Origin of the sequence: Pseudomonas sp. DTU12.3, assembly GCF_004124275.1 — a bacterium.
GTDB classification, from domain to species: domain Bacteria; phylum Pseudomonadota; class Gammaproteobacteria; order Pseudomonadales; family Pseudomonadaceae; genus Aquipseudomonas; species Aquipseudomonas helmanticensis.
Map to the genome: position 1 here is coordinate 126,033 of NZ_CP027218.1, position 14,410 is coordinate 140,442.

The 14,410-nt window shown below is 58.9% G+C and carries 6 protein-coding genes; 5 read left to right on the forward strand and 1 reads right to left on the reverse strand.

Going from position 1 to position 14,410, the window contains the following annotated elements; all coding sequences use genetic code 11:
• Positions 1-15: 15 nt before the first annotated feature.
• From C2E19_RS00590 to C2E19_RS00610, 5 genes are all read left to right on the forward strand, one after another.
• A complete protein-coding gene (locus C2E19_RS00590; protein WP_129386716.1) occupies positions 16-1,008 on the forward strand; it encodes an AraC family transcriptional regulator in 993 nt (330 codons plus the stop codon).
• Between the two features lie 205 nt (positions 1,009-1,213).
• Positions 1,214-2,239: a histone deacetylase family protein gene (locus C2E19_RS00595; protein ID WP_129386719.1), complete on the forward strand. Its 1,026-nt coding sequence runs from the start codon at positions 1,214-1,216 to the stop codon at positions 2,237-2,239.
• On the forward strand, positions 2,236-3,336 hold the full coding sequence (locus tag C2E19_RS00600; RefSeq protein WP_129386723.1) for a polyamine ABC transporter substrate-binding protein: 1,101 nt from the start codon (positions 2,236-2,238) through the stop codon (positions 3,334-3,336). Before C2E19_RS00595 ends, C2E19_RS00600 begins: the two co-directional genes overlap by 4 nt.
• 151 nt (positions 3,337-3,487) lie before the next feature.
• Entirely contained in the window at positions 3,488-8,056 is a 4,569-nt protein-coding gene (locus tag C2E19_RS00605; RefSeq protein ID WP_129386726.1) for a dermonecrotic toxin domain-containing protein, read from the forward strand.
• A 144-nt stretch (positions 8,057-8,200) separates the two neighbouring features.
• Positions 8,201-12,799, forward strand: a complete 4,599-nt coding sequence (locus C2E19_RS00610; protein ID WP_129386729.1) for a dermonecrotic toxin domain-containing protein — start codon at positions 8,201-8,203, stop codon at positions 12,797-12,799.
• A gap of 14 nt (positions 12,800-12,813) precedes the next feature.
• Here C2E19_RS00610 and C2E19_RS00615 read toward each other — a convergent pair whose 3' ends face one another.
• Positions 12,814-14,367 (reverse strand): PLP-dependent aminotransferase family protein, encoded by a 1,554-nt coding sequence (locus tag C2E19_RS00615; protein ID WP_129386732.1) that lies wholly within the window; start codon positions 14,365-14,367, stop codon positions 12,814-12,816.
• Positions 14,368-14,410 lie beyond the last annotated feature (43 nt).

Below are 14,410 nucleotides of genomic sequence, written 5' to 3' on the forward strand. Positions count from 1 at the left end.
CGAACGGAGGCGACCATGCTGCACTCCCACCTCACCACCCTCAACGCCGTTTCTCTGATACTCAACACCTTCAAGGCCGAAGGCTTGTCGAGCGACGCGCTACTGGCCGGCAGCGGCATCAGTGCGGCAGATTTGCACCGGGCCGATACGCGCATCACCACCAATCAGGAGATGCAGGTCTGCGCCAACGCGGTCGCTCTCAAACACGACATCGGCCTTGAATTGGGTCGTCGGATGCACGTTTCCTGTTACGGCATTCTCGGTTACGCACTGCTGACCTGTGCCACCTTCGGTGACGCATTGCGCCTGGCAATCAAATATCCGGCGCTGCTGGGAACACTTTTCGAACTGAGCCTGGAAGACGACGGCCAGCGCGTCTGGTTCGTGGCAGCCGACTACCGCGAAAGTCCTGCCATGGCGGTATTCAATGCCGAGTTCTGCCTGGTTTCGCTGAAACTGATCTGTGACGACTTGCTCGGCCATCCTCTGCCGCTGCTCGCTACACGATTCGAACACGCTGCACCGGATTACCGCCACAGCTACGCCGAACACTTCGACAGCCCGCTGCACTTCGCCGCCAAGGACAACGCCTTTGCCTTCGACCGGCGCTGGCTCGATCAGCCGTTGCCATTGGCCGATGCCATCACCCACCAGGCGATGGCCGAGCGCTGTCGCAAGCAAAACCTGGAGTTTACCGGGCGTCAGGCCTGGCTCGGACGCATCCGTCAGTTGCTCTGTGCCCAGTTGAACCCCGCGCCGGGTCTGGAAGGTCTGGCGCAGCAAATGAACTGTTCGCCGCGCACCCTGCGCCGGCATCTGAAGGACATGGGCAGCAGTTACCAGGAACTGCTCGATGAACTGCGCTTTGAACGGGCCAAGCAGATGCTGTGTGAGGATCAACTGCCGATTTACCGTATCGCCGAAACCCTTGGCTTCAGCGAGACCGCGAGTTTTCGCCACGCCTTCGTGCGCTGGAGCGGTGTCGCCCCCAGCCAGTTCAGGGCTTGAAAGTCAAAAGATCGCAGCCTTCGGCAGCTCCTACAGGGATCGGTGCAGGAGCTGCCGAAGACTGCGATCCTTTGATCCTCAGGGGGCGAATTTCGGTCAGGATTTTTGGCCATATCGATCCCCTTTTGGCCTTTCCTGCCGTTCTCCGATTCGCCTCGCGCCGCAACACTGGGGGCAACCGAATCAGCCCTGCGGAGAACAACAAATGCTGACGATCTACTCAGACGATCACCACCTGCACCATGGCCGCTGCGAACTCATCGATGGCCAGCTCAAACCGTGCTTCGAAATGCCGTCGCGCGCCGACCACGTACTGCAACGGGTGCAAAACCAGAACCTCGGCCCGGTCGAGGCGCCGAAGGATTTCGGTCTCGAACCCATCGCGCGCATTCACAGCCGCGACTACCTCGACTTCTTCAAAGGTGCCTGGGATCGCTGGACCGAATTCAATACCGACGGTGATCTGCTGCCCTACACCTGGCCGGCACGCACCCTGCGCGCAATCAAACCGACCAGCCTGCATGGCCAACTCGGCTATTACAGTTTCGACGGCGGCGCACCGATCACCGCCGGCACCTGGCAAGCGGCGTACAGCGCAGCGCAAGTTGCCCTGACCGCGCAAGCGCAGATCCAGGCTGGCGCGCGCAGTGCCTTCGCCCTGTGCCGTCCACCGGGACACCACGCCGCCAGCGATTTGATGGGCGGTTATTGCTACCTCAACAACGCCGCCATCGCCGCTCAGGCATTCCTCGATCAGGGCCACAAGAAAGTCGCAATCCTCGACGTCGACTATCACCACGGTAACGGCACGCAATCGATTTTCTATGAACGCAGCGATGTTCTGTTCACCTCGATCCACGGCCACCCGGAAGCGGAATTCCCGTTCTTCCTCGGCTATGACGACGAACGCGGAGAAGGCGCCGGTGAAGGTTTCAACTTCAACTACCCATTGCCGGCCGGCTCCGGCTGGGCTGCCTGGAGCGCGGCACTCGAACAGGCTTGCGCCGAGATCGACCGTTACGCTGCCGACATCATTGTCGTGTCGCTGGGTGTCGATACGTTCAAGGACGATCCCATCTCGCAGTTCAAGCTCGACAGCCCGGACTACCTGGCGATGGGCAAGCGTATTGCCGCCCTCGGCAAGCCGACGCTGTTCGTCATGGAAGGTGGCTATGCCGTCGAAGAAATCGGCATCAACGCGGTGAACGTGCTGGAAGGTTTCGAACAATGAAAACCCTCAAGCAGGTCATCGTGCCGGCCTTGTGCGCCGCGCTGCTGAGCGGGGTCGTCCACGCTGAAGAACGCACGTTGCGCGTCTACAACTGGTTCGACTACATCACGCCCAAGGCCCTTGAAGACTTCAAGGCACAGAACACCCAGACCAAACTGGTCTACGACATCTTCGACACCAACGAAGCACTGGAAGCCAAGCTGCTCACCGGCAATTCCGGATACGACGTGGTAGTGCCGTCCAACGTGTTCCTCGCCAAGCAGATCGAAGCCGGGGTATTCCAGCCGCTGGATCGCAGCAAGCTGCCGAACTGGAGCCACCTCGATCCGAAACTGATGAAGCTGATCGAAGCCAACGATCCGGGCAACAAATTCGCCGTGCCGTACATGTACGGCACCATCCTGATTGGCTTCAACCCAGCCAAGGTAAAAGCTGCGCTGGGCGACAATGCGCCGGTGGACAGCTGGGATCTGATCTTCAAGGAAGAGAACATCAGCAAGCTCAAACAGTGCGGCGTCGCCCTGCTCGATTCGCCGTCGGAGATCCTGCCGCTGGCCCTGCAACACCTGGGTCTCGATCCGAACAGCAAGAACCCGGCGGATTACGCCAAGGCCGAAGCGCTGCTGATGAAGATCCGTCCGTACGTGACCTACTTCCATTCGTCCAAGTACATGGCCGATATCGCCAACGGCGACATCTGCGTGGCGGTCGGCTATTCCGGCAGCTTCTCGCAAGCCGCCAACCGCGCCAAGGAAGCCAAAAACGGTGTGGTGGTCGATATGCGCCTGCCCAAGGAAGGCGCACCGATCTGGTTCGACATGCTCGCGATACCCAAGGGTGCGAAGAACACCGAGGACGCCTACACCTTCATCAATTACCTCCTGCAGCCAGCGGTGATCGCACCGGTCAGCGACTTTGTCGGTTATCCAAACCCGAACAAGGACGCCACCGAACGGGTCGATCCGGCGATCCGCAACAATCCCAACCTGTACCCGACGGATGCGGCGATGAGCACGCTGTACACCCTGCAACCGTTGCCTCGTGATGCCGAGCGGGCACGCACGCGGGCCTGGACCAAAATCAAATCAGGGACTTGAGCCATCAGGTAAAAAACGGACCCGCGCGCCCGCGGGTCTTTTTTTGCCTGCGATAACTATGTACCACCTGCCGCCACGGCCACTGATCTAACGTGCTGTCGTCCGGCGCTGCGCATCGCAGCGGCCGCAAACGTCAGCCAAGGATATGGTCATGTCAGAAAAACCGGCGCCCAGCGCCATCGATGTACTCAGCCAACTGGTGAGTGGCCCGTCGCTCAGTGAAGTGGCGGCGAACGCCTTGCTTCCTGCCCTGGTAAAGTCATACCCGCAACAGGTCATCGATCCGACCTTGGCCATTGTTGCCACGCCGACCTGGCGCTCCGATGGCCGGCAAATCGTCGCGGGGCCCTACCATTTCGAGTCGCTCACCGATGCACTGGTACGGCTGGCCCTGTCTGGCACCGCGATCACGCTCATCGACGGCGAACATTTTCTTACCGAACAACCGGACGTCATGCCTTGTGTCCAGTTACCCGTAGACATCGAAGCGGTTGGCGCCTTGCTCAACGAACTCGCCCCGCTGCTGCTCACGGCGCTGGAAGAACAGCAGATCGATTACTGGAACGAAACCATCAGCCCTTCCGTACCGCGCTGGCACCAACTTTCAGAGACCTTGCAGCAGGTCTGGAACGTCAGCGCCGACAACGGTTGGGATGCCGATCAACGGGCAATGGCGCTAGGCGTTTTCAAGAACCCGGACAAAACCGAACGAGCGCTCGAGGACACCTATCAGACTCGCACCTGTCTGATCGACCTTGATCTGGGCGATACCACCGACCGTAGCCATCTCAATGTCCTCGACACGGCTGTTCTGCTCGGCAGCAAAGGCGAACGGACCATCATCCTCACGCATTCGGTTCCTCAGGGATTCCAGTGCTTCGACAGCTTCACCGACCTGGAAAAGTCCTTGCAGTGGCCTCTGCAGCCCGGCGCCGATGCGCTTCAAGTGCAATGGCGGCTATTCGAGCCAACAGGCAATTTTTTCGATCAGCAAGCCTGCGCGCTGATTGCGCTGGAAGCCCAGGCGATCGGTGAAGTCGACTTTTTCAAACGCCGTAATGACTCGATTGCTCTCGCGCATCTGGGCAGCGGCGCCAGCCCGGCCGCCGAGTCAAACCTGTCCCGCCGCTTCACCCACACCGCACACGCCCTGCCGTCCTGGCTGGACAATGCCTCACCCGCAGACCAGACCCGCTATAGCCGGCACCTGCTGGATCTGGTCGCCGTGCAGCAACAGAATTCGGGCAAGAGTTTTCAGAGCGAAATCCCCGATATCCAGGCTTTTACCCTCGACAAGCTGAAAAAGGCGATCGACCGGACACCGACCCAGAACTTCAAGCTGCAAGAAGTGGAAATAATCGATACCAGCGTTGTGGTCTGGGGCACATTTGTCGCACCGGAACAGCCGCAGACCCTGACCTTGTCCCTGGTCGATCTGGCGCTGCAGAATCTGGCCGGCTTGCCACTGGGCGACCTGTCGGTACGCTACCGCAACAGTAAGACACCGGTGCCGAAATGGATGACCGCCGCGTACCTGGAAAACCTGGTCACGTCGGTCGATATCGGCAAGACCTATCCGCAGTTGCTCAAGCAACGCCTGGTCGAAGATAAAACCCAGGCTGCACGTCTGCAGCAGGTCTACAGCCGGCAATTGCCCGTTGAGTTATCGTTGCTGGCGCTGCAACACAAGATCCGTGGCGAAGCAGGCATTGATGAGCAAGGTTATCGCTACGTCGTGGCGGCGCTGGCCGTGGAACCGACGGACAGACGCGTCGATGGCGAGGATATCGTCGTGCGCCCCCTGGCATTCGTCAAAAGTGATAAGGCCAGCGATAGCGCAGACGAAGTGGTCAACATGTTCGTGATCGGCCCACGCGATGCGGACAAGGGCCCTTGCCTGCTCTATCGTCCGTTGTTCGATGTGCCGCTGCTGCAATACCCGTCAAGGGCAAATCTGCTGTACGCGATCAAGCATTCGAACCCACTGCGCCAGTCGGTACTGGCCTGGTTGCCGGACAAGGTACGCTTCGATTATTCGCAATACGTTTTTCCCGGAACCCTGCCTTCGGCGTGGACCATTCCGCAACTGTTGATCGACCCAGGCTCGGCGACAGATGACCGTGCAAACGTGACTATGTCTGGCCAGGTGATCGAGCCGGAAGTATTGGCAAGCCTGTTCAAAACCAACACCGAGGCACTGATCACTTTGGCCGATCGCGTGTCGGTGTCGAATGTCGAAGCCCGCTGGGCCACACTCAAGCGCGGTGGCTGGGCACTGTTCAATGCGGCGCTGCCGTTTCTGGGGCGTAGCGTCGGTACTGCGGCGTGGATCTGGCAAATAATGGACGACCTGCAAGAGGTCACCGATGCACAAAACCAGCAGCAACCCGTGCCCTGGACCGCGCTGACCGACATCCTCCTGTCGCTGGGCATGGCGCTCGCGCATCGAGCCGCGACACGCAAGCAACCGCAGCGAGCGCGATCCGGCGTTCTCCCCGAGAAAACCCCTCCAGCCAGCAAACCCGCAGCGCCCGCGAGCATTCGCTTCAATCGTCTTGCGGACATCAGTGGCACTGAACTGCCGGGCAATCACGAGCTGTCGCTGCACGTGCTCGGAGCCCTGGAACAATCGTCTTCGAGACTGGGCACGATACTCGACAGTCTGAAGGTGAGCCGACCGGAACCGCTGGCAACAGCCGCGACCGAAGGCGCGTACCGCCATCTTCGCAGCGCCGGGCAAAAGTGGTACGCCGAGGTCGGCGAACGCTGGTTCGAAGTCGGTCTCAATGACAATGAAGATGTGCAGATCATCGACACGCGCCAGCAACCCATGCGCACCGGTCCGCTGTTGCTCGCCAATGCGCGTGGGCAATGGTTTGTCGATTTACGCCTGCGCCTGCGCGCCGGCGGCCTCAAAAGTCGACGTAAACAGTTACTGAAAAAGAATGCCGAACAGTTAAGACAGAAAAAAAGTGATATGGCTGTATTAGATGCCAGCCTTCCCGGCAAGAGCAGTGAGTTGTCCAAAGTCCGGAGTGCCATGCTGGTGGCCACCCCGGAAAATGCTGAAAGCACCCGCCAGGCATTTCTCGATACGCTCGACGCCCAAATGAATGACTACAGCAGCCACATCGACTGCCTGAAAGCGCTGAACCTTCTCGAAGCGGTACCCAACTATCGCAGTGCAATGCTCGAACGGCTTTCCTTGCAGTTATTCCTCATGCAGAGCTGGATCGACGAGACCTACACGGCATTTCGCGACAGCCTTGCACAGACGCTCGTGCTACTTGACGAGAACGCCAGCGAAGCTGCCGCAGAGCGCTCCGAACCGTTCGAAAAAATGTCTGACCTGACAAAGGGCATCATCGACAAAATCGAATTTGCCCACAGCCGTTTCACCGAGTTGAACATGCTTGGCAAAGAAGCTGTCGCCGTCATCCGCCAATACAAAGCCAAACTGCCAAAGTTCTCGCTGGAAGACTTGAAGCTGTTGCAAATAACTTTGGGTCAGGAACTGTGTCTGTCGGCCGAAGCGGGAGCGTCTCGCGAGGGTGCGCGTGCCGCTCTGGAGAATCTCGTCGAGGACGCCTCTCTGAACATTCAGAGCGTGCTCGACTTGAGGGCGGAAGAAGGTTTCAACCAGCTCGTCGAGCGCGTGGAAGCGATGAACAATCTGGTGGAACAGTTCGACGTCATCGACCAGAGGTTTGGCGATCTTGTCAGTGAGTATCCACAGTATCTGGTCAGCGAACGCCTTGAGCAGGTTAAACGCCACGTCGGCGCATTCCATCAGGATGCCGTACAGCACCTGTCCAACCTGTTACGCGAGCAACGCCTGGTCGAGCCCGTCGCCGGGCCATCGAAATCGTCATTGCCGCCGGCGCGTAAAATCATCAAGACCCGTTACAAAGGCACACTGGTCGGTCAACCAAGGCGCAGTGGGCAGGACGGCGATCTTGTCGATGTGGTAGCGCCATTGACCGGTAAAGTGATTGCCACCTTTCACGAAAAAACCCCAGGCAACTGGGTCGAGAGAGTTCCTGCCAAACCGGTCGGATTGCCAAAGCCAGGCCCTGGGCTTTCGAAGAGCCTGCAGAGCGCCAGGGAATTGCTCGACGAACTGCCAGCCTTCAGGCAGCGCACCCAGTCACACATAGCGCGGGCGCAACGCAACCCCACGGAGATCGAGGAGATCTATTACCTGCACGCCACGCGTCTGCGCGATGCCATGGACAAGATCGACAAAGCACTCACCTCTGGCAATCACGTCGAAAGCAAAACCGCTTCCGCTACCGAAGTGCGTCAGCAACTCGAAAGAGAAGCCACGGCACTTTATGCCAGAGGTCGAACGGCTCGGATCGAAATCACCAAACAGCAGCCCCCGACTGCGGCGCGAGTCGAATGGTTGTACAGCAAGCAAGAAGTGACGATTACTCGATCCACCGAACGCCGCCGGCTCAAAGGCCCACGCAAAGACTATCTGCTGGAATACCCGATTCTCGACAAGCAGAGCGGTAAAGTCCTGTGGTACGCCCACTTTCACTACGCCAACCTTGACGACCCCTTAACTTCATTCACCGCCGCGCATTTGAAAACCGTCGAACAGCGACGTCTGGGCGGTGCCTATGTCGAGCGCGAAGGCCGCAGCAATCAGGAACTGATCACCATCCATCGCAGCGTCATCAGCCCCACACTGGCATCGGCATTATTTTTTTCCTGATCTTTCACCTGAATCACAAGCCCGCCTCATGCGGGCTTTTTTTCATCCTATACATATCTACCACCAAGCCCGTTGGGCGCCCCGTTACTGTCGGTTGCAGGCGGCAATTGCCGCACCGTCCACCTCTCAACCGGTACCTGCCCCATGAGTGAAACTACCCGAACGATCATCGCCCCGCCTCTGCTCAAAAAAAGCCGACTGGTGGAAAAGACCAGCGGCGGACCGACCTTGCAAGAGGCTGCTGTAGAGATGCTGCGCAAAGCCCTGAAGACCACCTTTGCGCAATTGCAGGTCGATCCGGATGACATCATGTTGATGACGCCTGTCTGGCACCAGCATGGGCAAAAACTGCTCAGTCACAGCAGTCGATTCGAATCCCTGCCCCACGCACTGGCGCGCTTGGCATTTACTGGCGAAACCGCCAACTACATAGAAGGTGAACACTTTCTAACGGTGGCGCCCGACATGGAAGACCCGGTTCATTTACCGGTCGGTATGGACGCGATCAGCACAATGCTCAACGAAAACGCACCCGCATTGTTTCTCGCTTTCGCCCAAAGCCAACTGGATTACTGGAACGCTACCGAAAAAGAAATACCACGCTGGCAACAGTTGGCTGACACCCTGAAAGAAACGCTTGATGTGCAGTCGATCAAAGGCTGGGATACCAACGAATGCAGCCTGGCACGTCATGTCTCGGCGTTTCCGGACAAGGCTTCGCGCGCAACAACGCACGCAGGCTTGTCGGATGTGCGCGCCAGCCTGATCGATCTCGACCTTGCTTTCGAACTGGCGGAAGCCAATCAGACCCGACATCTGATGGTCGCCGGCGCGCTGGTGTTGACGGCGAAGCTGGACAGCCGGGAATTGGTCACGATGTACACCATCGATGAAGGCTTTGAATCTTTCAGTTCCCTGGCGGAGTTGGGTGCGACACTGCCTGAGCGAATCGATATGGAGCTGAGCGGCCAGACCTTGAAATGGCGACTGTATGAACCCGACGGCAATATCTTCGACGCCATGGTCCGGGCATTGGTGAGCTGCCAGATCGATTCGATCGACGCGCTGGATCCGATGACCCGCTCACCGCTGGTCAGGTTCATTTCGCCTCAAGAGCACAGTGACCGTGAAAGGAAAGCCAACGAAGTGCACGTTGCACTTCTGGACAAAGCCATCCCCGACTGGCTGATCACCGGTTCACTGGACGATATCCAGACCTACAGCGGCTACCTGACGGAATTGGGCAGATTGAGAGACGCCGACAGCGATTCATTCGACGTCAACGAGATTGCACTTATCGCCGACTATGCCCAACAGCAAATGCAAGACGCCATCGTTGCCGCCAAGCCTGCCAAAGAAACTACGCAACTGCTTCCGGATCAAGTGAGGATCACCATTACCCACAGTTTCGAAGCCGGCGGATTGACCTTGCCCGATCCCTTCAGCACTCGCGTGCAGACCCTTGGTGAATTCGCCCTGTATAACACCCGACCCTACCTCGCCAAGGTTGCCTACGCTGATGCAACGTCTACACCCGACTGGCTGACCCTGGATTTGCTATTGCGTCTGGCAGGCGAAGTCAACATAGGCGAAAACTATCCGAAACTGCTCAAGAAAAACCTGATCGACGATGCCCAACAGGCACGGTTTTACAAGGACCGCTACTGCCAGCAGTTGCCACTGCTGCTGCCATTATTGGCACTGGAATGCAAACTCAAGCGCCAGGGCGACGTCGACGAACAGGGGTATCGTCAGGTTCGCCAGTTGATTAAATCGATTGCCGACGACACCGACGTCGCTGACTGGCCAGTGCAGATCCGCCCTCTGGCATTCATGCCTCGCTTTCGTCTGAGCAGCACACCCGACACTGTTGCGAATATGTACCTCATCAGCCCCGCAGCGGGCACAGACGGGCCCTGCCTGCTTTATCGGCCACTGTTGGATCAGCCATTACGGCAATTCCCTTCTGCACAGAACATGCTGTATGCGCTTTACCAGCCCGGCGAACTGCGTGATTCGATATTGGCCTGGCTGCCCACCCGGGCTTTGAGTTTCGACTACGCCCAATACGTTTTTTCAACCGGACTACCATCGCCATGGACCCTTACCGAACTGGCTTTCGAACCCTTCATCCACCTCGACCTGACGGCCGCCGTGAGCCTCGCGGACACGCCGATGAGCAAGGACATTTACACGACCCTGTTCACCAGCCACAGCCAGGCGCTGGCTGATCTTGCCGATCGCCAATCGACCTCCAATGCCGAACGCCGCTGGGCGATTCTTGCCGACAGCGGCTGGGCAATTTTCGGCGTTGCGGCAAACTTTCTCAGCGGCCCGGCTGGCACTGCTGTCTGGGTCTGGCAAACCATTGCTCAGATCCAGCAGGCACTGGATGCCAACGAGCGCAGTGATACAGCCGCTGAATGGTCGTCGATCGGCGATGTTCTGCTGACGCTGGGCATTCTATTGGGCCAACGAATCGCCGTCCGCCGGCTCCGGCTTTCCAGCCCGCTGGGGGAAAATGCTGCGCTCAATCACGCGTCGAGCGCCGAAATGCCCCAACCTGCTCCGCTGCTGCGCAAAGAGCCGACGATTACGCATGACGCCACGCCCATCACCACGCCACTGCCCGACGCGCATCTTTCTCTGTTGGCGCCGGTAGCACTGACGCGCATCGACTCACAAAGCGCTTTTTTAACAACCATCGACCACATGAAAGTAGACAAGCCCTCCTTGTCCGAAGGAGCAACCCCCAACGCCGACCATCTCTACGCGTCCAACGGCAAGCTTTATGCTCAGGTAGGTGAGCGCTGGTTTCAAGTCAGCGCACAAGCCGACGAACCCGTATTCGTCCTTGATCCAGGCGACCCTGCTCACCCGGGTCTGAGCATCCGTTTCGATACGAAAGCTGCTCGCTGGCACTGGGAACTCAGGCTGCGCTTGCGCGGCGGTGGGCCGACCGGGCGGATTGAAGCGCTGCGCCGCAAAAAGGCCAAAACCAAAGAAGAAACCTGGAAGGAACTGCACCGTTTCATCAAACAGGAAGCCGGCCGCAAGGCCAACCTGGAAGAAGCCTTGAAACCTCTGCCAGAGGGCGACGACCAAACACCGATGTCCGAGGACGAGATCACCACCTACATCACCAAGTCCGATGAGCTCGCCACGTCCTACACGCAGGCGCTGGCAACGCTGGAGCAGTGGCGCGAAGCCGGCGGCGCCGGGGTATTTTATCAGTCGCAACTGATGCGCATGACCGTCGAACAACATCGCTTCCTCAGCGGCTGGCTGCGCATGAGACTGCGCGAATACGCGAAAATCGTCGCGCCACAGCTCAGCACGGCAGAACCGGCGCAAACCCGTTCACGCCAGACCCAGATGGAGGCAGGTCGCAAAGCCATCGCCGTGAGCGACGAGATGGTCGAGCGTCTCGGACGCCTGCACGCCTCGCTGGACCGGTTGAATCATCATTCGGGCGAGACCCAAAAAGTCGCCGGCGACCTGAAGCGACTGCTGCCGACGTTCTCCCGTCGAGACTTACATGCCAATGAAATCGGCATGTCCATCGAACTGTCATTGCGCGAGGCACCGGAAAGCACGCTGGATCCGCTGCGGCAGTTGATTGTGCCGATTTTCGAGGGAGCAGCCGAAGCCGGACATGCTTTGGTCGAACGACGCAACAGGGCACAACCCGCCGAGACGCAAGCCATTGCAGTCGTGAGGCTCAGTGCGCTGGTCGACCGTCTGGCCGATGCCAAACGGCGCCTGCAAGACGTGTTCGACAGCTCCGCCGCGCAACTGCAAACCGAACGCTTCCTGCGGGTTCAGCAGTTAGTGAACGAATTTCATGAATTGGCCCGGGAACGCCTGCTCAAGGCATTGCCGGAGCCGGAAGAAATCCCGCTTGCGGCGATGGCCAGACTCGAACCGGTCCCCTCGTCTTCGCGCGCGGTCGGTCGGGTAAACCGGGCACGGCCACAGGTCATCGAACCTCGCAGGGCTGCTCCCGAACCACCGCCGGTGGTCGAGCAAATGCCCGTCGTGCGCGCTGCGGCCAGGCGCGTATTGCCTGTGGCTGCTCTGGGTGACGAAGCGCTGGTTGACAACGCCATGTTGATGAGCGCCGGGCTTGAAGCGGTCATCAAACGTCTGCGCATCGATGCGCAACGACCTTCAAGAATTCCGGCCGACATGAAGGATCTGTTCGATCAACAGGCCACTCGCTTCAATCAGGCGGCGGTGAGTGTCGATGAAATATTTGCGCGCAGAAGTGCCGATTTTCCGATTGCCAACCTGGGTGCTGAACTGCGCACGGCCGCAACGCGTTTGCGCCGTGAAGGCGTCAATATCTACGGCAGTATGCTTACCGGCCGCAAGCCGCGAGAAAGCTATCTGCAGTGGTTACACGAGCACAATCTGGTGCAGATCGTCAAAGACGAACGTGGCCGCATTCGCACTAAGCAACGCCAAGATTTTTTTCAGGAATATCGGATCCTCGATATCAGCCGCCAGAACAAAACTCTTTGGGTCGCACACTTCCATTACGACAAACTGGCTGATCCGGATGAGCAATTCACTGCTGCGCACCTGAAGTTTGCCGACAGTTATCTGCAAAATCTGCCGAGCAAATCACGCCAGGAGCTGGAGCACTTCGATGCGGTGGATAATCTGCTGCGCCGGATCGTCACTCCAGCAGTACGGGATCTGTTTCTCCATCCGCAACATGCAGGCCCCGCAGTAGCGTAAAAACGCCGACGCATTCACTCACACCAGACACTGCGCAAGCGTGCCAGAGCCGCCTCAATTTGCGCCTCTGGCACCGCGGCGAAACCCATTACCAACCCGGCGCACTGCTGCGCCGGCCGAGGTGAGTCGGGTAACCAATAGCTACTCAGGCCATTGACCTCGACACCCACCTGTTCGGCCAGGGCGATCAGCTCGCGTTCGCGGGCAACGCTCGCCACCGGTACCGTCAGGTGCAAGCCTGCGGCTACCGCCGGCAAGCTGCCAACGCCTTCGATATTTCCCGGCCAATGCGCCAGCAAGCAGTTGCGCCGGCTCAGGGCAGCACGACGCATGCGCCGGATGTGCCGTTGAAAGTGCCCAGCGGCCATGAACTCGGCCATCACCGCTTGAGTGCTCACTTCGGAATGGCGCACATCCACCGCTCGCCGCCTGGCGAAAGCTTCGACCAGCCCGACCGGCAGCACCAGATACCCCAGACGCAATGCCGGAAATGCCACCTTGCCGAATGTCCCGACGTAAATCACACGGCCCTGACGATCCAGCGCCGCCAGCGGGGCCAGTGGTGCGCCACTGTAACGATACTCGCCGTCGTAGTCGTCTTCGATGATCCAGCCCTGGCTGCGCTCAGCCCAAGCGAGCAGCTCCAGCCTGCGCGCCAGGCTCATCACAACCCCGGTGGGGTACTGGTGAGACGGGGTGACATAGGCCAGCCGGCAATCGGCAACTTCAGCCAATGCACGACAATCGATGCCCTCTTCATCCACCGGTACACCGTGCAACCGACCGCCCGCTACCGCGAAGGCGTGACCGGCGGCCCGGTACCCCGGATTTTCGATTCCGACCGCATCGCCCTGCTCCACCAGCAGCTGTGCACAAAGGCTAATGCCCTGCTGCGCACCACTGGTGATCAGAATTTGCTCAGCAGAACACTGCATGCCGCGCGAACTGCGCAAATAGGCCGCGATCATGCCGCGCAATCGCGCATCGCCAGCCGGATCGCCGTAACACAGTTGCTGTAAATCCGGTTTACGCCAGAAAGCCGCGTTGAGCTTGGCCCAGACCTCAAAAGGAAACAAGTCAAAGGCTGGTACACCGACCCGAAAAGCACGCGGCGGACCACTCGGCGGCAGGGCCAAATGGTTCTTTTCGATGCGCGCAAATGTATCGCTGTGGATAACTTTACTGGATGAAACAACAGGTAAATCCAGCCATTTTGTGGATAAGGCTGTGGATAAGCCTGTTGAAAACCCTGTGGATACTTTTGTGGATAGTTTTTTCGACGAGCTCGGCGCTTGGGGTAATTGCGCAACGTAAGTGCCGTCCCCTACTCGCCCTTCGATGAACCCCTCGGCATACAGCTGATCGTAGGCGCGCACCACGCTGTTGCGAGAGATGGCCAATGCCTTCGCCAGATCGCGACTGGCCGGTAATCGCGTGCCGCTGGCCAGACGTCCATCCAGCACGCGCAGGCGCAAAGCCTGATAGAGCTGACGACTCAAGCCCTGACGGCGATCAAGCTCGATTCCGGCCGGATTGAATGGCATCGAAAGAGGAGTTTGCTCAAGCATGGCAATGGACCTATGAAATTACTCATCAATGGCTCTTACAACA

What these genes read in the sequence shown, in the direction of transcription:
- C2E19_RS00590 (WP_129386716.1), top strand. Translation starts at nt 16, where the DNA reads ATGCTGCACTCCCACCTCACCACCCTCAACGCCGTTTCTCTGATACTC.
- C2E19_RS00595 (WP_129386719.1), top strand. Translation starts at nt 1,214, where the DNA reads ATGCTGACGATCTACTCAGACGATCACCACCTGCACCATGGCCGCTGC.
- C2E19_RS00600 (WP_129386723.1), top strand. Translation starts at nt 2,236, where the DNA reads ATGAAAACCCTCAAGCAGGTCATCGTGCCGGCCTTGTGCGCCGCGCTG.
- C2E19_RS00605 (WP_129386726.1), top strand. Translation starts at nt 3,488, where the DNA reads ATGTCAGAAAAACCGGCGCCCAGCGCCATCGATGTACTCAGCCAACTG.
- C2E19_RS00610 (WP_129386729.1), top strand. Translation starts at nt 8,201, where the DNA reads ATGAGTGAAACTACCCGAACGATCATCGCCCCGCCTCTGCTCAAAAAA.
- C2E19_RS00615 (WP_129386732.1), bottom strand. Translation starts at nt 14,367, where the DNA reads ATGCTTGAGCAAACTCCTCTTTCGATGCCATTCAATCCGGCCGGAATC.